A 21,287-nucleotide genomic window follows, 5' to 3' on the forward strand; every position below is an offset into this window, starting at 1 on the left:
AAAAGGAGCAAACGTATGAGTATTGAAAAAGTAAATGAAGCTGTAGCTAAGATTAGAGAAAGTTACAAGGAACAGCCAACAATTGGTTTAATTCTCGGTTCAGGGTTAGGCGTTTTAGCGGATGAAATTGTAAACCCTGTGAAATTATCTTATGATAAAGTGCCCCATTTTCCTGTTTCAACAGTAGAAGGCCATGCAGGGCAATTTGTTTTTGGGGAACTTCAAAATAAACAAGCTGTAGCGATGCAAGGCCGTTTTCATTTTTACGAAGGATATTCCATGCAAGACGTGACATTTCCTGTGCGCGTTATGAAAGAACTTGGTGTAGAAATTCTAGTCGTAACAAATGCAGCTGGTGGCGTGAATGAACTTTATAAAGCTGGGGATTTAATGCTGATTTCGGATCATATTAATTTCACTGGGACTAGTCCTTTAATTGGAAAAAATGACAATCATTTTGGCCCGCGTTTTCCAGATATGTCAGATGCGTACCAACTTTCCTTACGTGAAACGGCTAGAAAAATTGCTAGCCAGTTAAATATACCAATTCAAGAAGGGGTCTATGCAGGATTTAGTGGCCCTACTTATGAAACACCTGCTGAAATTCGTATGATGCGTACACTTGGTGCGGATGCAGTTGGTATGTCGACTGTACCAGAAGTGATTATTGCAAATCATGCGGGTATGCGTGTTTTAGGTATTTCTTGTATTACAAATATGGCAGCTGGGATTTTAGACCAACCGTTATCTCACGAGGAAGTTATCGAAACGACTGACCAAGTAAGAAGTACGTTTCTAACTTATGTGAAAGCCATTGTAAAGGAACTTCATTAAACGCAACAAAAATAGCAGCTTGTAGAAAAACGCAAAGCTTACGCCAAACAAAACGATTCTCACCAAAATCTGATTGCTCTCAAACGGTGAGTTTCTAGGCAGAGCCTCCGCTCCAGAGCGGAAGGCGAAGATTGCCGTTTGAGAGCAGTATGTAGTATTATATAGAAAAATGATGAATCCCCTTGCGTTTGTAAGGGGATTTTAGTATACTTATGCGATTGTTATTGTCTCGTACAAGTTCTTTGTGCTACTATAGAAAAGAACATAAGAGAATTTTAAAATTTCGCAAATAAAGGTGGGAATACGCGTGGCATTTGAGCGTTTTGGAACAATGGATGTGAATAAAGCGGGACATTTAGAAATTGGAGGAGTAGACGCACTACGTTTGGTCGAAGAATACGGGACACCTTTATATGTCTATGATGTCGCATTAATTCGTGAACGTGCTAGAGGGTTTAAAAAAACATTTGAAGAATTAGGCGTTGTAGCCCAAGTTGCCTATGCAAGTAAAGCTTTTTCTTCAGTTGCGATTTACGAACTTATGCATGAAGAGGGCTTATCTCTTGATGTTGTTTCAGGCGGAGAACTTTACACGGCGATAAAAGCGAATTTCCCAAAAGAACGTATTCATTTTCATGGAAATAATAAAACAGTAGAAGAAATTGAAATGGCGATTGATTATGGCATTGGCTGTATGGTTGTTGATAATTATTATGAAATTGAATTGTTACAAAAAATTCTTAAAAAGAAAAAGGCTAAAATGTCCGTTTTAGTCCGCGTAACGCCTGGTATTGAGGCTCATACGCATGATTATATATTAACCGGTCAAGATGATTCGAAATTTGGCTTTGGTTTAACAAACGGCCAAGCAGAAGAAGCGATAAGACGTATTCTGGCGGCCTCAGATGAATTCGATTTAATCGGGCTTCATTGTCACATTGGATCTCAAATTTTTGAAACAACAGGGTTTATTATGGCTGCACACCGGATTATGGAAAAATTAGTGGAGTGGCACAAAACTTTAGCGTTTGATTCAAAAGTATTAAATTTAGGTGGAGGCTTCGGCGTTCGCTACACTGCAGAGGATAAACCGCTTGAACCAGCGGAATATGTAAAAGAAATTATTCATGAAGTGAAAAAAATGGCAAAAGATAATCAATTATCTGTACCAGAAATTTGGATTGAACCAGGTCGTTCTTTAGTTGGGGAAGCAGGAACAACGCTTTATAAAATTGGTTCAAGAAAAGAAGTTCCAGGTGTGAGAGATTACGTTGCGGTTGATGGGGGAATGAGTGATAATATTCGCCCCGCGCTTTATGAGGCCCATTATGAAGCTGTTCTTGCTAGTTCACCGCTTGATAAGGCAGAGGAAACTGTAGCGATTGCTGGAAAGTGCTGTGAATCCGGCGATATGCTCATTTGGGACTTGCCGCTTCCAAAATCAAATGCAGGCGATGTACTAGCTGTATTTTGTACGGGTGCTTACGGCTATTCGATGGCGAGTAATTATAATCGAATTCCAAGACCGCCTGTTGTTTTTGTTGAAAATGGAAAGTCAAAATTAGTTGTGCAACGCGAAACATACGAAAATTTAGTGCAGAATGATCTGCATCTCTAAATTAGGTGGATAAATGATGGAAATGAAATTTAAGGTAGATGCGTTTGAAGGCCCCCTCGATTTACTTTTACATCTTATTGGTAAACTAGAGGTTGATATTTATGATATTCCAGTTGCAGAAATTACCGAACAGTATATGGAATATATTCATACTATGCAATTTTTAGAATTGGATGTGGCCAGTGAATATCTAGTGATGGCTGCGACTTTATTAGCTATAAAAAGTAAAATGCTTCTGCCAAAACAAGAAATTGAAGAGGACTTTGAAGATTTTAATCCAGAATTAGATCCTCGTGACGAATTAATTGAACGTTTAATGGAGTATAAGCGCTATAAGGAAGCTGCAAAGGATTTGAAAGATAAAGAAAATGAGCGTAGTTTTTATTTTAGTAAGGCGCCAATGGATCTAGGCGAATTTGGAGACGGAGAAGTGTCTACCGATGTTGATGCGACGCTAAACGACATGCTAGGTGCATTCAATAAATTGCTTAGAAGGCAGAAATTAAATAAACCGCTACACACTCGAATTACAACACAAGAAATATCAATTGATGAACGTATGACGGAAGTTTTAAACAAAGTGAGTGCTGTTAAAGGGAAAATGAAGTTTGATGATTTATTTGAGGAGCAAACGAAGGAACAGCTTGTGGTGACGTTTTTAGCCATACTCGAATTAATGAAACGCAAACTAATTTCTGTTGAACAGAGCGGAAGTTTTGAAGATTTGTATGTGGAAGGTAGAGGAGAGCTAAGTGAATAAAGAGCAACAAATTGGTATTTTAGAGAGCTTGCTATTTGCTGCAGGTGATGAAGGGCTTTCTACAAAGCAATTAACAGAAACGATGGAGATTACTTATATTGAAGCTTTAAACTTGTTAGAGAGCTTAGGAGAGCAGTATGAAAAAGATGCTTCTCGAGGTCTCATTCTACTAGAACTAGCGGGTTCTTTTCAGCTTGCAACAAAAAAAGAAAACGCCTCCTATCTTCGTAAGCTAGTGAATACGCCCCAAACGACTTCATTATCGCAAGCCTCTTTAGAAACACTTGCGATTATTGCTTATAACCAACCGATTACGCGTATCGATGTGGATGAAATTCGTGGTGTGAAAACAGATGGGCCCATTCGTACACTAGTTGCAAAGGGACTGATTACAGATAAGGGCCGGGCAGAGGGAGCTGGACGTGCTAAGCTATATGTGACTACAAGCGAATTTTTAGATGCGTTTGGCTTAAGTTCTATTGAAGAGTTACCAAAACTAAGTGATCCTTCGACAGAGCCAGAGCAGGATGAAATGGATCTGTTTTTGATAAATTTAATCGGACGGAGGAAGAATAAGTGGAGAGACTACAAAAAGTAATTGCAAATGCTGGTGTTACGTCGCGTAGAAAGGCGGAAACACTGATTCAAGAGGGGAAAGTAAAAGTGAACGGTAAGGTTGTTAGGGAGCTTGGAGTGAAGGTAGCTCAAACAGACCGGATTGAAGTAGAGGGAATCGAAATCACAAAGGAGATTCATCGTTATTTTCTTTTTTATAAACCGCGCGCAGTTGTTTCAGCTGTAACGGATGATAAGGGAAGAAAAGTAGTTTCTGATTATTTTACTGATATCGAGGAGCGACTCTATCCAGTTGGACGGCTAGATTATGAGACATCAGGGTTACTTCTAATGACAAATGACGGAGAATTTGCTAATCTATTAATGCACCCGAAATTCAAGGTGGAAAAAAGGTATATCGCCCGTTTAAAAGGAATTCCAGAAAAGGTTCGCCTTCGTCAGTTAGAACGTGGTGTTGTTATTGATGGTAAAAAGACAGCGCCGGCAAAAGTGAAAATGCGTTCATTTGATAAAGGGAAAAATAAAGCGATTGTGGAAGTCATCATTCACGAAGGACGAAATCGTCAGGTCAGAAAAATGTTTGAAGCGATTGGCTACCCTGTTCAAAAACTTTCACGTGAAGGTTATGCCTTCTTAGATTTAAGAGGAATGAATGCTGGAGAAAGACGGGAACTAAGTCATCATGAAGTGAAGCAACTAAAAGCGCTTGCGAAATTTGGGCAATAACCATCCAATGGATAGCTCGTTTTTTGTAGATATATAGTTTCTAATAGCTTGTTTTATAAAAAACATGTATAATTTAGTAGGCAAGTATTTTACAAGGATTTAATGACTAAAAAGTATGTGGGTGCTTTTTTAGAGTCAAGTAACATAACAATTCTCTTTAAATGAAAGAGTAGCTTAATGTAAATGAGGATTTGGGGGATGAGTACTTATGAGTGATCAAGTAAAAGTGCTTGTTGTTGACGATGAAGATCGTATTCGTCGGCTTTTAAAAATGTACTTGGAAAGGGAAAACTTTCGTATTGAGGAAGCAAGTGATGGAGACGAAGCGCTTCACATGGCTTTAAATAATAACTACGAAGTGATTTTGCTTGACTTAATGATGCCCGGAAAAGATGGGATTGAAGTTTGTCGGGAATTAAGAGAATATAAATCAACACCAGTCGTTATGTTAACTGCAAAAGGTGAGGAAGCAAACCGCGTGCAGGGATTTGAAGTTGGTGCTGATGACTATATTGTAAAGCCCTTTAGCCCAAGAGAAGTTGTACTTCGCGTAAAAGCCGTACTTCGTCGAGCTAAACAACAAGATAAAAATCTGTTTTCAACTGCAACAGGAGATATGATTAATTTTCCGCATCTTAGTATTGATAATGAAGCACATCGTGTGATTGTAGATGGGACGGAAATTAACTTAACACCAAAAGAGTATGATTTATTATACTATCTAGCTAAATCTCCAGATAAAGTTTTTGACCGTGAATCCCTTCTAAAAGAAGTTTGGCGGTATGAATTCTTCGGTGATTTGCGTACTATTGATACGCATGTCAAACGTTTAAGGGAGAAATTATTAGACGTTTCAGAAGATGCAGCGAAAATGATTGTAACAGTATGGGGTCTTGGCTATAAATTCGAAGTCCCAGAAGAATAAATTGTGTGAAAATGGACAGGTTGAATCGGTTGTGTGATGAGCAACCTTTTGTAACCTGTTCATTTTTAGGTTAAGGGGAGGCATAGATGAATGAAATTATGGAACAGCATTGTGGGGAAAATCTGGAGTACCATTATTTTATTACTAATAGGTGTACTCGTTATTTGCGGTTTTTTAGTAGCCGTAATCTATGAAAAAAATAATTTTAATGAAATTAAAGCTGAACTTGACCAAGATGCTTCAAAAATTATTGGTGTGATGCATAAAAACGATGCTTTTATTTCTGAAAATGGAGAAGGAAGCGAATCGCTCACTCTCCTTGATGATACAATTGGGGTCATCATTGCAAAAGATGATGAAAGTGTTTATGTAAGACAATCAACAGATAAAGTTTCCCAGTCATCCGTTGAAAAATTAACGAAAAATAAAAAAAATAAAATGAAGCACTCGCTGAAAAAAATGCCCCTTTAGAAATGAAATATGATTTTAAAGAAAATGATACAAACTCACCCGTTCAGCTTTATGTGAAAAAATTTGAGCTAGATAGTGGTGAAAAGGGTGTTCTTTATATCTATAAATCATTCCGAGATATTCTAAGTGTTACAAAGCAAGCAACCAGAACCCTTGTTTTTGCTGGCTTAGGCGCTATCCTTATTACTTCACTGCTCTCATTTGTCTTTTCTTCGCGAATGGCTTTCCCGCTTCGGGAGATGAAAAAAATTGCGGTGGCCGTCTCACGAGGGAATTTTGATAATCGGGTGCCGAGTTATACACATGACGAAATTGGGGACCTTGGTATTGCCTTTAATAATATGGCCCAGCAATTAAAATATAATATTAGTGCGCTCCGACAAGAAAAAGAACAATTATCGAATATTTTAGTTGGTATGGCAGATGGTGTTATTAAATTTAATATTGATAAAACGATTATTTTAAGTAATCCTCCGGCAGAAGAATTTTTACATAACTGGTTCTTTTCCAATGAAAATAGTGAAAAGGTACTAATTCCTTCTAAACTTGAGGATATGCTAGATGAAATACTCAAAACGCGGGACGAACAAGTTGGAGAAATTACGTTTGGTGATCAAACGTATGTCGCCATTTTAACTTTACTTTATAACGGAGAAAATGTGAGAAGTATTGTTGCTGTTATTCGTGATATGACGGAAGAAAAACGACTTGAGAAAATGAAGAGCGATTTTGTTAGCAATATTTCGCACGAACTTCGTACACCTATTTCAATGTTGCAAGGATATAGTGAAGCCATTATTGATGGTGTTGCCCAAACGGATGAAGAGGTTCGTGAATTTGCACAAATTATTTATGAAGAGTCCTTGCGAATTGGTCGCCTGGTCAATGATATGCTTGATTTGGCTCGTATGGAGGCTGGTTTTACTCAATTAGATAAACAAGAAATGAAATTAGCACCGTTTATTTCAAAAGTAGTATCAAATTTTGAAGTTTTAGCAAAAGAAAATTTTGTTGAACTTAATCTTGAAATTGATGATAATAATTTGATGTACACCTTTGATGTGGATCGTCTTGAACAAGTTCTGATTAACTTAATCATGAATGCGATTCGTCATACTGGTCGTGAAGGTTATCATGGTGTTGTGACGGTGAAAGAGCATGCTGATTATGTTAATGGACAATTATTAATTATTGTGAGTGATAACGGTAGCGGTATCCCAGAAGCGGATATTCCTTATCTATTTGAACGTTTTTATAAAGCTGATAAGGCTAGAACACGCGGAAAAGCAGGTACTGGTATTGGGTTAGCCATTGTTAAAAATATCATTGAAGCACATCATGGGAATATTACTGTAGAAAGTACAGTAGGCGTAGGTTCATCCTTCATCATTAGCCTACCATTAAAAGAAAAAAGGAGTTAATCACATTGTCCAATCGTAAACAAAAATTTTGTAAAGAATCACTTGTCATTAAAACAAGCCGGGTTTTCCCGCAAGATACAAACAACCATAATACACTTTTTGGAGGAAAATTAATGACGTATATTGATGATACAGCATCAATTAGTGCGTCAAGGCACTGTCGTGTAGGGATTGTTACTGCGTCGACGGATTCTGTTGACTTTCTCCAACCAATTAAAAATGATCATTCGGTTTGTCTTGAATCATATGTAGCTTCTGTTGGACGTTCTTCAATGGAAATTTTTGTAAAAGTCATTTCCGAAAACTTAAAAACAGGGGAACGCTATTTAGCAGCAACTTCTTTTTTAACTTTTGTTGCTATTGATGATGCTGGTAAAACAGTAGAGGTACCAGAAGTTATTCCAGAAAGTGAAGAAGAAAAAATGATTCATGAAGGACGAGAAGCACGTGAAATAGCAAGGAAAGAGCGTTTAAAAGCAAGTCGCTTATTAGCTAGCTCTTTAAAAACAGAAGTGCCATGGCTTTTTTAAGAAAAAAATGGTTGCCAAATTTTACTTTCATGGTAAAATATTAATTGATTCATCTTTATGATAATCAAAATAAAATATCGTTCATCTTCGGGGCAGGGTGTAATTCCCGACCGGTGGTAATAGTCCACGATCTGTTTTTAACAGGTGACTCTGGTGCAATTCCAGGACCGACAGTATAGTCTGGATGGGAGAGGATGTTGGCGGCCTTTTTTGGCTTGTCTGCAAATGAACATTTTTAGAAGTTCGACGTTATTACGTCTAGCTTGTTTAGATATTCACAAACCTCTCTAATGTTAAAGATTAGAGAGGTTTTTTTGTTAGATGGCTAAAGCGGGCACCGTATTTTCTTTGGATGAACAAAAGAGGAGAGTTACTCATGAGAAACTACTCGATGAAAACTTTTGTTAGTATTGCAGTGCTTGGTACGCTTGCATTTGTCATTATGCTTTTGCAATTTCCAATCTTACCAAGTGCACCATTTTTAAAGCTGGATTTTAGTGATATTCCAGCCCTCATCGGCGGTTTGATGTTTGGACCACTGGCGATTATTTTAATCGAACTAATTAAAAATGTTCTGGAATTTATTGTTTCGGGAAGCCCAGTTGGCGTACCTATTGGTGAAATCACCAATTTCTTATCTGGTATTTGTTTTACTTTGCCGATTTATTATTTATTCCGTCATTTCCGTGAAACGAAGGGGCTTATTTTTGCAACAGCTGTTGGAACAATTTGTTTGACAGTAGTAATATCCATTTTCAATTACTTTGTACTATTGCCATTTTATATAAAACTTGGCGGTCTTCCAGCCTCTACTGATGTTTTTGGACTTGTTGTAACAACAATTGTTCCATTTAATTTATTAAAAGGTGGGATTGTGGGTGCTGGGTTCTTGCTTCTTTACGGATCTATGAAAAATTTCATTATTAAAAATCAAACGCCGAAAGAGCGAATGAAATATGAAAAAAAGCGCCGTGAGATTCACAACGCTTAATTAATCAAATAGATGCGGATTGCCATTAAACGGGTGATCCGCTATTTTAATGGATAAAGACGGGCAATGAAACTCTGCTTCTTCTGCTTCTACCCTATATTTTTCTTCAACCGGTTTTGTACCCGTATTTTGATCTTGTAGATTAAAGGCTAGTCCTTCCGTGTTATAATCAAAAAGATGTGGCGCATGAAGCGCGCAAGCCCCACAAGCAATACACGTATCTTGGTCAACAATTGTATATTTTGCCACTTGACCATCCCTTTCTGCCAAATGATAGCTTAAGTATAACATAATTTTTCAAGAAAATAGATGTCGAACAAACGTTTCTATGGTATGATTACGAGAGAACGGAGGGCTAAGCGTTGGATAAACTTGATTTATATCTCCTTTTCATTATACAAACTTTTAAAAGACCACGTAAAAAGAATTTCTTATTCGCTATTTTAACGGGAAAAAGGACGGGGCAAGCTGTCACTGATAGTCATCTTCACCAAGTGGAAAATCAGTTTGGCTTAGTGCCGTTTTTAAAAGAAGAGATTTTTGAAAAGCGATTACTTGATTTGGAAGAAAAAAGGTTATATTCGGATAGATGAATCTGGTGTTCTTTTATTAAAAGAGCAAAGTGAAACCTCCTATTTTAAATCGCCCGACTGGAAGGGTTTTTCGATGCAAGATTTACCGCATCATTTTTTTAATCATTTACTTTTAGCTGTTCAGGTTGTGAGTAATAAACATCATAAAAAGAGTCAGTATTTACCCATTGTGCGAAATAAAGAAGCTCAACTATGGGTTAAACGTTGGTTTTCCAAATGGCAAAATGATTCCCATTTAGCTGAAAAATTATTCTTAGAATTAACTAAGTGGTTAGACTCATCCTCCGTTTTGTACAAAGATGTATATGTGGCACGGTTTTCGGGTGGAGATAGAGTGGGAGAAACGGCCCTTCAAATTTGTGAGCGGCTTCAGATTTCCATTTGGGATGGGTATTTTGAATGGCTAAGAGGTTTACATGTGTTACACCTAAAGTCGAATGAATTCCCTCTTTTACAAGAATTGATGATTTCAAAGGTAGCGCTGCTTACGAAATCAGGTTTTGCGACGTATGATTTATTTCAAAAAGGGCATTCATTTGAGCAAATTGTAAAGATTCGTCAATTAAAGAAAAGTACGATTGAAGATCATTTTGTGGAAATTCAGGCGACGTTTCAGGAATTAGCGGTTCCTTTTCGCCCGAATGAAGAGGTGCTTTTAAAGCTAAAGGAAAAATCCTTTTTATCGCTAAAAGAAATGAAAGAATTTATGCCGGATTTAAGCTATTTTGAACTTAGGCTAGCGGCGGTTTCTGGGGTGGAACTATGAATTTAGAGCAGGAATTAAAACGATATTTAGGTTTTGAGACTTTTCGTAGCGGGCAAAGAGAAATAATTGAAGCGGCTATTTCCGGGCAAGATGTGTTTGCGATGTTGCCAACTGGTACTGGGAAAACGCTTTGTTATCAACTAGCTGGGCACTTGATGGATGGGCTTGTGATTGTGGTTTCGCCACTTCTTAGTTTGATGCAAGATCAGGTAGAAAGAATGCGTGCTGGTGGTGAAAAACGTGTTACAGCTTTAAATAGTTTTTTGTCTATGCGTGAAAAAAATATGATTTTAAATCAGATTGATGCTTATAAATTCCTTTTTCTTTCACCAGAAATGCTTGCGAGTGAAGAAATACGTGCGGTTATTTTAAAGCAAGAAATAGCTCTTTTTGTTATTGATGAAGCTCATTGTATTTCCCAGTGGGGACACGATTTTCGCCCTGATTATTTGTATTTAGGCGAGTTTAGAAAGCTTTCCGGAAATCCGGTCACAATGGTTTTAACGGCTACCGCGACAGAAATTGTTCGAAAAGATATTTTAAAACAATTACATATGGAAGAAATAACATCGTTTATTTATTCTGTGAACCGACCTAACATTGCGCTTTCTGTCCAGAAATTCCCTAACAGGCAGCAAAAAATGGATGCCTTAATGGACTTGACGGAGAAACTTGCTGGACCCGGTATCATTTATTTTTCAAGTAAACGAATGGCGGAAGAAGTCGCCTTTAGACTTCGTAGTGAGCGCGATTACCGAGTAGCTCATTATCACGGAGATATGGAAGCGGCTGACCGAATTGTCATTCAACAACAATTTGTTTATGGGCAACTAGATTTAATTTGTGCCACAAGTGCATTTGGTATGGGGATTGATAAGGCGGATATTCGATACGTGATTCATTTTCACATGCCAGCTGATTTAGAAGCATATGTGCAGGAAATGGGTCGAGCAGGTCGAGACGGGCAACCAAGTATTGCGATTTTACTTTATGCGAGCGGAGATGAAATGTTGCAAAGACAACTGGCAGATAAAGATATACCGGATGTTTCACTATTAGAACTGCCTGAAAAATTACAACAAACCCTTCCGGAAACTGAAAAAAGAGTACTTGATCATTTTTTAAGGCAAAAGTTGACTAAAGATGAGATAATAAAACGCTTAAATTACAGAAGGGCATGGAAACGAGATAACTTAAATCAATTTTTATGTTATATAGAGGATACAAATTGCCGAAGGACGGCCATTATGCGTTATTTTTCTGAAACAGATTCGGTTCGAAAAATAAAGGATGCGTGTTGCGATTTAGATGGTTTAGACTTTCTCCCCTTTTATAAAAAAGAAAAAGAAGAGGGGAGTCAGGAGGTATTCGATTGGGTGGAGACGCTTCAAAAATTATTAATCGAATGATTTTTGAAAGAAATTAACGCTAAAGCTTGTTGAATGTTACGTTTATAGGTATAATTGTTGCAGGGATGTTTCAATTCCCTTGTAAGTTTTGAATGAAGGAGGAACGTAGATGGCTAGAAAAAAGCGCGATAAACGTGATTATACGCCGTCCGACGATTATAATAATGATTTTTTGCAAACAGAGGATGAGTTTAATAATGAACCACCGATGTTATCACGTTCGGATAGTAGAAAAAAACAGAAAAAAGGATTTTTCAAATACCCGCTATTAAATATTTTAATTGTATTCTTTCTACTTATTCCCATTGTATCAATCATTGTTTTTTTAGCGGTTCAAAATGCAGGTGCGCCTGATAATCAAGTAAAAGAAGAAAATAATGTAACTGTAGATAGTAATAAAAAAGCAAAAGAAGATGCAGCTGAAAAGGAAAAAGCGGAAAAAGAGAAGAAAGAAGCAGCTAAAAAAGAAGCTGAAGAGAAAAAAGCGGCTGAGGAAAAGGCAAAAAAAAGATGCCGAAGCTAAAAAAATAGCAGATGCGAAAGCGGCTGAAGAAGCAAAAGCAGGCCGAGGAAGCTAGAAAAGCTGAAGAGGCGAAGCAACAAGCCGCACAAGAAGAAGCTAACCGAAAAGCAGCAGAAGAAAAAGCAGCAGCAGATGCGAAAGCGGCCGAAGAAGCGAAGAAACAACAAGAACAAGCAGCTAAAAGTAGTCATACCGTCCAAAGCGGAGAAACGCTTTATCGAATTGCTGTAAATGCTTATGGTTCAGCGGGAGCTGCAAGTGGTGTAGAGAAAATTAAACAGGCAAATGGATTATCAAGTAACAATGTTCCGGTTGGGACAGTGCTTAAAATTCCACAATAAAGAAAAAAGAATGAGCAGGATACGGAATTTTTCCAACAGACGCTCGTTCTTTTTATGGAGAAAATGGAGGTTTATGTATGGCGAAAATTGCTTTAATTACAACTGGTGGCACAATTGCAAGTAAAAAAGCAGCATCTGGAAAGCTTGCATCTGGAGAGCTAACTGGCGAAGAGCTTGTTATGCTTTGTGAATTGCCACATGAAATTGAAGTTGATATTTATTCTACTTTTCAATTACCGTCCATGCATATTACAAAAGAAAATTTAGTGGAATTATCCCAATTAATCATGAACATTTTTGAAGATGATAGCTATGATGGCGTTGTCGTAACGCATGGCACAGACTCACTTGAAGAAACTTCCTATTTTTTAGATTTAACAATAACAGATGATCGACCAGTTGTTGTAACAGGTTCCCAGCGTGGCCCAGAAGAGATGGGAACAGATTCCTATATTAATATCAGACATGCGATTTATGCAGCAAGTGAGCCATTACTTCAAAATGCTGGAACGGTTGTGGTATTTAACGAACGCATTTTTGCTGCTCGCTATGTCAAAAAAGTTCATGCGTCTAACATCCAAGGATTTAGTGCTTTTGGGTTTGGTTATTTAGGTATTATTGATAATGATAAAGTTTTTATTTATCAAAAACCTGTGGAGCATGAATGTTATTCTCTTCAAAAGCCATTAGCGGATGTTGTGATTATTAAGTGTTACTTAGATGCAGATGCGTTTTTAATTGATGCAGCTCTTCAAAACGGGGTAGCTGGAATCGTATTAGAGGGTGTTGGTAGAGGGCAAGTTGCCCCTAAAATGATGCCAGCCATCAAACGTGCGATTGAAAAAAATATCCCAGTTATTATTACAACAAGTGCTGAGGAAGGCAATGTCTATACCACATATGATTATCTAGGCAGTACTTATGACCTCTTTACACACGGTGTTATTTTAGGTGGAGATTATGATAGTAAAAAAGCGCGCATGCGGCTAATGGTTCTTTTAGCAGCAGAAAAAGAGATTAACCAAATTAATTTTAGTGAGTTGAAAGGATTTTAAAATGACGAAAAAGATTTGTATTGCAATTGACGGCCCTGCAGCGGCAGGGAAAAGCACAGTAGCGAAAATAGTAGCAAAAAAATTAGGCTTTATTTATATTGATACAGGTGCCATGTACCGAGCCGTTACATATCTTGCATTTAAAAATAATATAGAATATACAAATGAAGTTGAAATTTATGACCTTCTTAAGAAGACCGTGATTCGGTTTGAACCTGGGGAAGTGCAACAAGTATTTATTGATGATTTAAATGTGACTGAAATTATTCGTTCAAGTGATGTCACCAACCATGTTTCCATTGTTGCAGCTCTTCCCTCGATACGAGTAGAGCTCCAAAAACGCCAACAACTGCTAGCTGAAGAAGGCGGGGTTGTAATGGATGGTCGCGATATCGGAACAGCAGTTTTGCCAAATGCCGAACTTAAAATCTTTTTACTTGCAAGTGTAGAAGAACGTGCTGAAAGACGCTTTAAAGAAAATAAAGAAAAAGGTTTTGATGTGAACATGGAACAGTTGAGACGAGAAATCGAGGAACGTGACCATCTTGATTCTACACGCGAACATTCTCCTTTGAAAAAAGCGGATGATGCGATAACCGTTGATACAACTAGCATGGACATCAATGAAGTGGCAACGAAAATTTTAATGCTTGAAAAACAAGTGACAGATAAATAGTGAACTTTTAAAAAAAAAGGCCGTTTTAATCGTGCCTTTTTTTTATTAACAAAAAAACTTGACAAATTGTTTTAATTGTAGGATGTTAGAAGAGAGATTTTTTAAATTCTAAAAATCTTTTAGGATTTTCTTGCAAAAAATCAAGTGTTACAAATAACGATTGATACGTGTGTCATTTACGATTTTTACCGTGTAATGATGTCATGAGGAGATTTTGAAGATTTTCACTTCTTTTGCACATACAGAAAGTCCTAATTCGACAAACGAATTGAGGAGGGCTACACATGTCTGATGAATTAAACAATGTGGAAGTTAGAAATTTTGAAGAAGGAGACAAAGTCACCGGTACAGTTACAAGCGTAGAAGAAAAACAAGTCTACGTGGGTATTCCTGACAGTAAACTGGATGGTGTTGTTCCAATCAGTGAACTTTCAAATGTACATGTGGAATCAGCTTCTGATGTAGTTCAAGTTGGGGACACACTAGATTTAATTGTAACTAAAGTAGAAGAAGATGTACTTGTCCTATCTAAACGAAAAGTAGATGCTTTAAAAGCAGTCGATGATATTCAAGCTAAATTTGAATCTGGAGAAGTTTTTGATGCAGTGGTTAGTGATGTTGTAAAAGGCGGCTTAGTAGTTGATCTTGGCGTCCGTGCATTTGTACCTGCTTCTTTAGTAGAAGATCACTTTGTTGAAGATTTTTCTGACTACAAAGGAAAAACAATTTCCTTTAAGGTTGTGGAATTTGAACCCGAAAACAATCGTGTGATTTTAAGTCACCGTGCGATTGTAGAAGAGGAAAAAGAAGGTAAGAAAAAAGAAATTTTAGCTAGTATTAAAGAAGGCGACGTCTTAACTGGTACAGTAGAACGTCTTGCAAACTTTGGTGCTTTTGTGGATTTAGGTGGAGTAGATGGTTTAGTGCATATTTCACAAATTTCATATCAACATATTTCAACACCTGGAGAAGTTCTTTCTGAAGGACAAAGTGTACAAGTAAAAGTAATTGGCGTTGACCCAGACAATGAACGTATTTCTCTTTCTATTAAAGAAACTGAGCCAGGACCATGGGACCAAATTGCTGAAAAAGCTCCAGTTGGTTCAGTTCTTAAAGGTAAGGTCATGCGCTTAGTATCTTTTGGTGCCTTTGTTGAGCTCTTCCCTGGTGTGGAAGGTCTTGTGCATATTTCGCAAATTGCGCATAAACATATCGGCACACCAAATGAAGTTCTCTCTGAGGGAGAAGAAGTTGAAGTAAAAGTTTTAGATGTGAATGAAGATGAAAAACGTTTATCTTTAAGCATTAAAGCTCTTCAAGAAGAACCTGTAGAAGAACAAGATTACGAGCTCCCAGAAGAAAATACAGGATTTCAAATGGGCGATTTAATTGGCGATAAGCTAAAAGACATCCAAAATCGTGACAATGAATAATTTAAAAAGCCCCTTCTATTAATGTAATAGAGGGGCTTTTTTTGTGCTAATATGTTTGTAATTGCTTTAAAGAGGGGTATAGAGTATTAATATTAAAATTACATAAGAAGATTAGAATTAAGTCATGACACAATTTGTTCAAAATTATCGAAATGGCGTTAAAATGTAGTTAATCATTCTTTTAAAATGACAGGGTGATGAAATTTTAGTGTGAAGTGAGGACTAGGCTCAAAAACGCTGTTGTCAGGCCGGAAATAGCGTTCTATAATGTTGTTATCAACTACAAAGGAGCCAACACATGAAAAAAACAACAGCATTATTAGCAGGACTTGGAACAACATTTTTAGTAACTTCATTACTACCAATAACTTCATTTGCGGCAGAAAAAACATCAGACTCAAATGCCAATATTAGTTTCATTGCCGGGACAGGCCCGGTTGCACCAGTAGATCCATTAAATCCAACGAATCCTTTAGATACAGAAGACAAAGATAACCCAACGGATTTACCTACAGGTGATACAGGTGCACTAACACTTGATTATGTTTCTTCTATTGATTTTGGATCACATGAAGTTTCAAGTCAATCGGAAGTATATTCATCAACATCTAAAAAACCATTTATTCAAGTTTCAGATAGACGTGGAACAGGAGCCGGTTGGTCAGTTTCTGCAACAGCAAGTAAATTTACAGATGGTACGAATGATTCTCTTCGTGGAGCGAAAATCACCTTTGAAAATGGTGAAGCTGTGACGGGGAGTTCTACATCCGCTGCGCCAGTAAGTCAACAAAAAGTAGAACTTCCAACTGATGGGTCAACTAGTGCAGCTGTTATGAAAGCAACGAGTAATCAAGGTATGGGAACTTGGATTAATCGGTGGATGGCAACAGGAGACACAAACGAGAAAGTCTCGATTGAAGTGCCAGGTGGATCTGCGACTGTAGGCGATCATCAAGCGAAAATCACATGGAAATTAACAGACGCACCCGGAGTTTAATTGTTTTTAAGGGCTGCTGCTATTATAAGCAGCAGCCCTTATTATTTTTATAGGGGGAGAAAAATGAAAAAATATTTGGTGGGTATAGCGACGGTATTATTAGCTCTTTTAATTATTCCAACTACAAATGCACTAGCAGAAGATGTAGATTATTCGGTCCAAGCGATTATTCCGGATAATCAAATTGATAAAAAACAAGGGTATTTTGATTTGAAAATGAAACCACTTATGAAACAGCGCATACAAATTAAAGTTTTTAATAGTTCCAATCATGAAATTACGGTTAAACAAAACGTAACATATGCGTCAACAAATAGAAGCGGTATGATTGATTATTCCAATAAACCGCTTAGTCAGGCAGATAAAAGCTTAAAGGTACCACTTCCAACTATTGCAAAAGTTTCGGATGATACTGTAACAATTCCAGCTAGCAGTGCAAGTGATGTTTGGGTAGATATAGAAATGCCAAACGATAGTTTTGACGGGATTATTCTGGGTGCTGTTGAATTTACTCAGGTGACTGATGATGCAAAAGAGAAAAAAGAATCGGGATTAAGTATCGAAAATGAATATTCCTATATTGTCGGCATTCAACTTTCAGAGACGACGAAAAAAATAAGAGCCCAATATGAAACTTTTAAATGTTAAGGCCGGATTAGATAACTACCGTACTTCAGTAAGTGCCGTTTTACAAAATACTCAACCCGTTATTTTAGATAATTTATCAGTGGATGCAAAAGTTTATAAGAAAGGCGAAAAAGAAGTTTTACATGAAACAACAAAAAGTAAGATGAAAATGGCGCCAAATTCTAATTTTCCTTATGCGATTGATTGGGAAAACCAACCTTTAGAACCAGGCGATTATGTGTTAAAACTAAACGCAAGTAATGGCGAACAGGATTGGAATTTTACAAAAGAATTTAAAATCGGTGATAATGCAAAAGATTTAAACAAAAAAGCGGTGGATGTTGAAAAAAGTTATTTATGGTGGTGGATAATTGGTGGAGCTATAGCAGCTATTCTGTTGTTCCTTATCCTATGGATTATTTTACGCCGTAAGAAGAAGGATAATGAGGATTAAAGGAGTGAGAGTTTATGAGGAAATGGATATTCATTTTCTTCTTCACTTTGACTAGTTTAGTGGCTGTGCTATTTTCTGGGGCGACGGATCATCTAACTGATAAAATGAAAGGTCTAAAGGCATCCGCAGTTGTTTTAGAGCAAAATGAAGCGATTGTAAAGGATTATAATGAGTTAAAAGCTGCCATTCAAAATAATAGTATTACAAAAATATACTTTGGTGCGGATATAAATTTATCTAGTGGGATTCAAATTCCAACTGGTCGGGTTCCTTTTACAGTTTCAGGTAAGGATCTTGAAACGAATGAAATCCACACTTTAACTGAGACGGGCTCGTCTACAAGTACATCTGGGACCATTTATTTAACCAATAATTCGTCAACTAAACAAATTACTATGGAAGACATGAGTATTGTTGGGAAAAATTATTATGGGACTGTGTACGTGAGTAGTGTAGCAAAGGGTGTTAATGTCACGTATAACAATGTCAATTATCATGGGCCTCAGCTTATTTGGAATACAGCGGGAACGCTTGAACTCACTGGGAATACATCCATTGAAATTGGGCAATTTGTAAGTGGCTCGGCCTCAGCGGAGGAACTAGGTGAAGTGGGTGGAATTTCTTTTGGCGGAAATATTCAAATCAATCATACGTCAGCTTCATCAAATAGTGTCGTTTGGTACGGGGAAGATTCGTCTACACGCAATTTCTTTACAGTTCAGGACGGGGCGAAGGTTTCTATTACTGCAAATGGGAACGGTGTTTTTTATCGAAGTGGTTCCAATCCTATAAATGTAACGATTGGGAAAAAAGCAACATTTCATTTAGAAACGAAGAACTATATTTATCGTAATAATCCGGGAAATGATTTTTTCGTTGATGAGGGGCAGATGTATCGCTTTCGCAGACGAATTCCACAAACCATCTGCTTCAGCTGAATGGCACATTAAAAGTGAGCCGGGATGCTAGTTTTAGTGCAATGAAAAAGGGAGGAAGTGGTCAGCTTATTCAATTTGGAAGTGGCGGAAACTTAGTTGTGGATGATCCGGCGTATTTTCTTTTATATAATGATACAGCCTCCAAAACGATTAGCTATTCGAGTGGATCTGGGACATTTAATTTAGTAGGAGGGGTTATTAATTATTGGAATAAAGCGGGACAAGCTGATACAATCGGAAATCCGACCCATTCCTATAGTAGAGATGATGAGACAAATGTAGCGATTGGATTAACGACTAACGGAACGACTACAACAATTGACAGCTCAAATGTGCCTGTTTCAAAGGAAGAATTTAATGTGTCCCAATTAAAAGTGCTATCAATTGGAAATCTTTTTTTAGAGGCAGATTCCATGAATGATAATCAGAATGTTTTAACTGGCCAAACAGCAAGAGGGGCTAGTGTTCAAGTGAACTATGTAGAGAATGAGGAAGAAATACAATTGTCTGGTACAGCAGATGACAATGGGAATTTTGAAATTAAAATTCCAAAAGGATTTATTAAACCATATACAAAAGTTGTGATTACAGCAACAACGGATTATTATATTTCTAAAATGACTATCATCGGCGTAGAAGACGTGAGTCCGCCAGCTGGAACCGCCATACCGCAAGTTGTAGATATCGGGGATACTTTATCTACCGATCCATATGATTATGTTCAAGATATTAAAGACAAATCGGATGGGACACTTGGCGAGGGCGTGACGGCGACACTTATACAAATACCGAATACGGACACTTTTGGATTAAAAAAGGCTTTTGTCACATTGCATGATTTAGCGCTTAACGAAACGCAAGTAGAAGTACCCGTTTTTGTAAAAGATAGCGATACAGTGGTTCAAAAAAATATAGCGCTTAGAGCCAATTCATTTATCGTAAACGAAACAGAAGTGAACGGGAAATCTAACTTAGAACTGGAACAACTGATTAAAGAAAAGTCAGGGGCAGTCGGTTATGATATTTTTGCTGGTGCGGATATTTCAGATGAAATCGAAGTAGAAAGCTTTGATTTAAAGGAAGTACCAGGCGAATATACAGCAACCCTTGAGCTTAGAGGCGTCACAAAAACGATTACCATTGAAGTGTTTTCGCGTAGCGTGAAATTTGATGAAGTGAGCCCGAATATGGATTTTAAGACAGCTCAAATAACAGGTGAAAAAGAAATTTTAAAACGAGACGAAAAAACGTGGAAAATTACTGTAGTCGACACACGCGAAAAAGGGGCGAATTGGGTCGTTAGTGCAGCTGTTACAAAGCCACTCACATCCATCCAAAATCAAAATCATATTTTAAAAAATGCCTTTATTTTTATAAATGAAAAAGGTGAAAAAGTCATTTTAGATGAAACCCCGTATCCCGTTTTCCAACACGAAACCATAAACGCAGAACCAGTTCCAGTTGATTGGGAAGAAAATAGGGGTATCCTTGTAGAAGCAAACACAGCGAGTGTATATGCAGATGAAGATTATCAAGGCAAAATTGCATGGACTTTACAAGATGCGCCTTAATACAAAAAGCCGTTTGAAGAAATTTAAACGGTTTTTATCATTCTACTAAAAAATTTGACAGTAAGAAAGAATGTGATATAATAAAAAAGCTGACAGATTCAGTTTTATTAATACAGTAGTATAATTATACATCATGGCCCGTTGGTCAAGCGGTTAAGACACCGCCCTTTCACGGCGGTAACACGGGTTCGAATCCCGTACGGGTCATTGGTTCCGTGGTGTAGGGGTTAACATGCCTGCCTGTCACGCAGGAGATCGCGGGTTCAAATCCCGTCGGGACCGTTTGAAGCTTATCAAAATGATAAGCTTTTTTATTTTGTGAAAAAATAGCTTATAGGTAGTTATGTGGCAAGTTTGCAATGTGTTTCATTTACCGTAAAGAGTTTGATATGGTAAGATGAAAAAGAATAAATCAAAAAGGGGTATTGACATGGAGGAAATTAATAAAAAAAAGATTGCAAATGCAGTTCGAGAAATTTTAGAAGCAGTTGGTGAAAATCCAGATAGAGAAGGATTATTAGACACGCCAATGCGTGTTGCACGTATGTATGAAGAAGTTTTTTCAGGACTAAAAAAAGATCCTTCTATTCATTTTAATACAGTTTTTGAAGAGCAGCATGAGGAGCTAGTTCTTGTACGTGACATTCGATTTTCTTCAATGTGTGAACATCATTTGGTTCCTTTTTTTGGTGTTGCTCATGTAGCTTATTTGCCCCAAAATGGGCGTGTGGCAGGCTTAAGTAAACTTGCTCGCGTTGTAGATGATGTGAGTAAAAGACCGCAACTTCAAGAGCGGATTACAACAACTGTAGCTGAGACTATGATGGATAAATTAAATCCACTAGGCGTTATGGTCGTTTTAGAAGCAGAACATATGTGTATGACGATTCGTGGTGTGAATAAGCCGGGTGCGAAAACGATTACGAGTGCTGTAAGAGGGGCTTTCCGCTCGGATGATAAATTGCGTAGTGAAGTCATGTCTTTGATAAATCATTCGTAAAGTGAACCATTACGTTTATAAATTATTTTATGGTATAATATACTTCATGTAA

General features: G+C 37.4%; 20 protein-coding genes, 2 tRNA genes, 3 pseudogenes and 1 riboswitch. Of the genes and pseudogenes, 24 read left to right on the top strand and 1 reads right to left on the bottom strand.

The window, feature by feature from the left end; all coding sequences use genetic code 11:
• Positions 1 to 15: 15 nt before the first annotated feature.
• The 9 genes and pseudogenes from LFLEISCH_RS01815 to LFLEISCH_RS01855 all read left to right on the top strand — a co-directional run bounded on the left by LFLEISCH_RS01815 (position 16) and on the right by LFLEISCH_RS01855 (position 8,852).
• Complete coding sequence (locus LFLEISCH_RS01815) at positions 16 to 834, top strand: purine-nucleoside phosphorylase (protein ID WP_007472482.1); 819 nt, start codon at positions 16 to 18, stop codon at positions 832 to 834.
• A gap of 307 nt (positions 835 to 1,141) precedes the next feature.
• Positions 1,142 to 2,452 (top strand): diaminopimelate decarboxylase, encoded by a 1,311-nt coding sequence (lysA, locus tag LFLEISCH_RS01820; protein WP_007472484.1) that lies wholly within the window; start codon positions 1,142 to 1,144, stop codon positions 2,450 to 2,452.
• A 13-nt stretch (positions 2,453 to 2,465) separates the two neighbouring features.
• Positions 2,466 to 3,212: a segregation/condensation protein A gene (locus tag LFLEISCH_RS01825; RefSeq protein ID WP_007472486.1), complete on the top strand. Its 747-nt coding sequence runs from the start codon at positions 2,466 to 2,468 to the stop codon at positions 3,210 to 3,212.
• Positions 3,205 to 3,788: pseudogene (scpB, locus tag LFLEISCH_RS01830) on the top strand (SMC-Scp complex subunit ScpB). The gene LFLEISCH_RS01825 and the pseudogene scpB overlap by 8 nt, the downstream one beginning before the upstream one ends.
• Positions 3,789 to 4,514 (top strand): pseudouridine synthase, encoded by a 726-nt coding sequence (locus LFLEISCH_RS01835; RefSeq protein WP_007472491.1) that lies wholly within the window; start codon positions 3,789 to 3,791, stop codon positions 4,512 to 4,514.
• 208 nt (positions 4,515 to 4,722) lie between these two features.
• Entirely contained in the window at positions 4,723 to 5,439 is a 717-nt protein-coding gene (locus tag LFLEISCH_RS01840; RefSeq protein WP_007472493.1) for a response regulator transcription factor, read from the top strand.
• 90 nt (positions 5,440 to 5,529) lie between these two features.
• Positions 5,530 to 7,331: pseudogene (locus LFLEISCH_RS01845) on the top strand (ATP-binding protein).
• A gap of 5 nt (positions 7,332 to 7,336) precedes the next feature.
• Positions 7,337 to 7,861, top strand: coding sequence for an acyl-CoA thioesterase (locus LFLEISCH_RS01850; RefSeq protein ID WP_007472500.1), 525 nt, complete (start codon positions 7,337 to 7,339; stop codon positions 7,859 to 7,861).
• Between the two features lie 79 nt (positions 7,862 to 7,940).
• Positions 7,941 to 8,061: riboswitch (FMN riboswitch) on the top strand.
• Positions 8,062 to 8,237: 176 nt separating this feature from the next.
• A complete protein-coding gene (locus LFLEISCH_RS01855) occupies positions 8,238 to 8,852 on the top strand; it encodes an ECF transporter S component (RefSeq protein WP_007472503.1) in 615 nt (204 codons plus the stop codon).
• Here LFLEISCH_RS01855 and LFLEISCH_RS01860 read toward each other — a convergent pair whose 3' ends face one another.
• Entirely contained in the window at positions 8,853 to 9,143 is a 291-nt protein-coding gene (locus LFLEISCH_RS01860; RefSeq protein ID WP_373852519.1) for a ferredoxin, read from the bottom strand.
• 71 nt (positions 9,144 to 9,214) lie between these two features.
• Between LFLEISCH_RS01860 and LFLEISCH_RS14495 the strand changes: the two genes are divergently transcribed.
• From LFLEISCH_RS14495 to folE, 15 genes and pseudogenes are all read left to right on the top strand, one after another.
• Positions 9,215 to 9,445, top strand: a complete 231-nt coding sequence (locus LFLEISCH_RS14495; RefSeq protein WP_007472507.1) for a YpbB family protein — start codon at positions 9,215 to 9,217, stop codon at positions 9,443 to 9,445.
• A gap of 73 nt (positions 9,446 to 9,518) precedes the next feature.
• The gene (locus LFLEISCH_RS01865) at positions 9,519 to 10,211 is read left to right on the top strand and encodes a helix-turn-helix domain-containing protein (protein ID WP_149022033.1); all 693 of its coding nucleotides are present in this window, start codon (positions 9,519 to 9,521) and stop codon (positions 10,209 to 10,211) included.
• Positions 10,208 to 11,620 (top strand): RecQ family ATP-dependent DNA helicase, encoded by a 1,413-nt coding sequence (locus LFLEISCH_RS01870; protein ID WP_007472512.1) that lies wholly within the window; start codon positions 10,208 to 10,210, stop codon positions 11,618 to 11,620. Before LFLEISCH_RS01865 ends, LFLEISCH_RS01870 begins: the two co-directional genes overlap by 4 nt.
• A 109-nt stretch (positions 11,621 to 11,729) precedes the next feature.
• A pseudogene (locus tag LFLEISCH_RS16575) lies at positions 11,730 to 12,484 on the top strand (LysM peptidoglycan-binding domain-containing protein).
• A gap of 77 nt (positions 12,485 to 12,561) precedes the next feature.
• Positions 12,562 to 13,539 carry an asparaginase gene (locus tag LFLEISCH_RS01880; protein WP_007472514.1) on the top strand — a complete coding sequence of 326 codons (978 nt, stop codon included), beginning with the start codon at positions 12,562 to 12,564 and terminating at the stop codon, positions 13,537 to 13,539.
• A gap of 1 nt (position 13,540) precedes the next feature.
• Positions 13,541 to 14,215 (top strand): (d)CMP kinase, encoded by a 675-nt coding sequence (gene cmk, locus LFLEISCH_RS01885; protein WP_007472516.1) that lies wholly within the window; start codon positions 13,541 to 13,543, stop codon positions 14,213 to 14,215.
• Between the two features lie 284 nt (positions 14,216 to 14,499).
• Complete coding sequence (rpsA, locus tag LFLEISCH_RS01890) at positions 14,500 to 15,648, top strand: 30S ribosomal protein S1 (RefSeq protein WP_007472519.1); 1,149 nt, start codon at positions 14,500 to 14,502, stop codon at positions 15,646 to 15,648.
• 298 nt (positions 15,649 to 15,946) lie between these two features.
• The gene (locus tag LFLEISCH_RS01895) at positions 15,947 to 16,645 is read left to right on the top strand and encodes a WxL domain-containing protein (RefSeq protein ID WP_007472521.1); all 699 of its coding nucleotides are present in this window, start codon (positions 15,947 to 15,949) and stop codon (positions 16,643 to 16,645) included.
• Positions 16,646 to 16,708: 63 nt separating this feature from the next.
• Positions 16,709 to 17,293 (top strand): DUF916 domain-containing protein, encoded by a 585-nt coding sequence (locus LFLEISCH_RS15730; RefSeq protein ID WP_007472523.1) that lies wholly within the window; start codon positions 16,709 to 16,711, stop codon positions 17,291 to 17,293.
• On the top strand, positions 17,274 to 17,726 hold the full coding sequence (locus LFLEISCH_RS15735) for a DUF3324 domain-containing protein (RefSeq protein WP_007472525.1): 453 nt from the start codon (positions 17,274 to 17,276) through the stop codon (positions 17,724 to 17,726). The genes LFLEISCH_RS15730 and LFLEISCH_RS15735 overlap by 20 nt, the downstream gene beginning before the upstream one ends.
• 14 nt (positions 17,727 to 17,740) lie before the next feature.
• On the top strand, positions 17,741 to 18,664 hold the full coding sequence (locus tag LFLEISCH_RS14500) for a pectate lyase-like adhesive domain-containing protein (RefSeq protein WP_051057276.1): 924 nt from the start codon (positions 17,741 to 17,743) through the stop codon (positions 18,662 to 18,664).
• A gap of 41 nt (positions 18,665 to 18,705) precedes the next feature.
• On the top strand, positions 18,706 to 20,235 hold the full coding sequence (locus LFLEISCH_RS14505) for a hypothetical protein (protein ID WP_051057277.1): 1,530 nt from the start codon (positions 18,706 to 18,708) through the stop codon (positions 20,233 to 20,235).
• A gap of 135 nt (positions 20,236 to 20,370) precedes the next feature.
• Positions 20,371 to 20,442, top strand: a tRNA-Glu gene (locus LFLEISCH_RS01910).
• Positions 20,443 to 20,444: 2 nt separating this feature from the next.
• A tRNA-Asp gene (locus tag LFLEISCH_RS01915) sits at positions 20,445 to 20,517 on the top strand.
• Between the two features lie 148 nt (positions 20,518 to 20,665).
• Positions 20,666 to 21,235 (top strand): GTP cyclohydrolase I FolE, encoded by a 570-nt coding sequence (gene folE, locus LFLEISCH_RS01920; RefSeq protein WP_007472527.1) that lies wholly within the window; start codon positions 20,666 to 20,668, stop codon positions 21,233 to 21,235.
• Positions 21,236 to 21,287: the final 52 nt, after the last annotated feature.

Origin of the sequence: Listeria fleischmannii subsp. fleischmannii LU2006-1, from assembly GCF_000344175.1 — a bacterium.
In the GTDB taxonomy this organism is placed as follows: Bacteria; Bacillota; Bacilli; order Lactobacillales; family Listeriaceae; genus Listeria; species Listeria fleischmannii.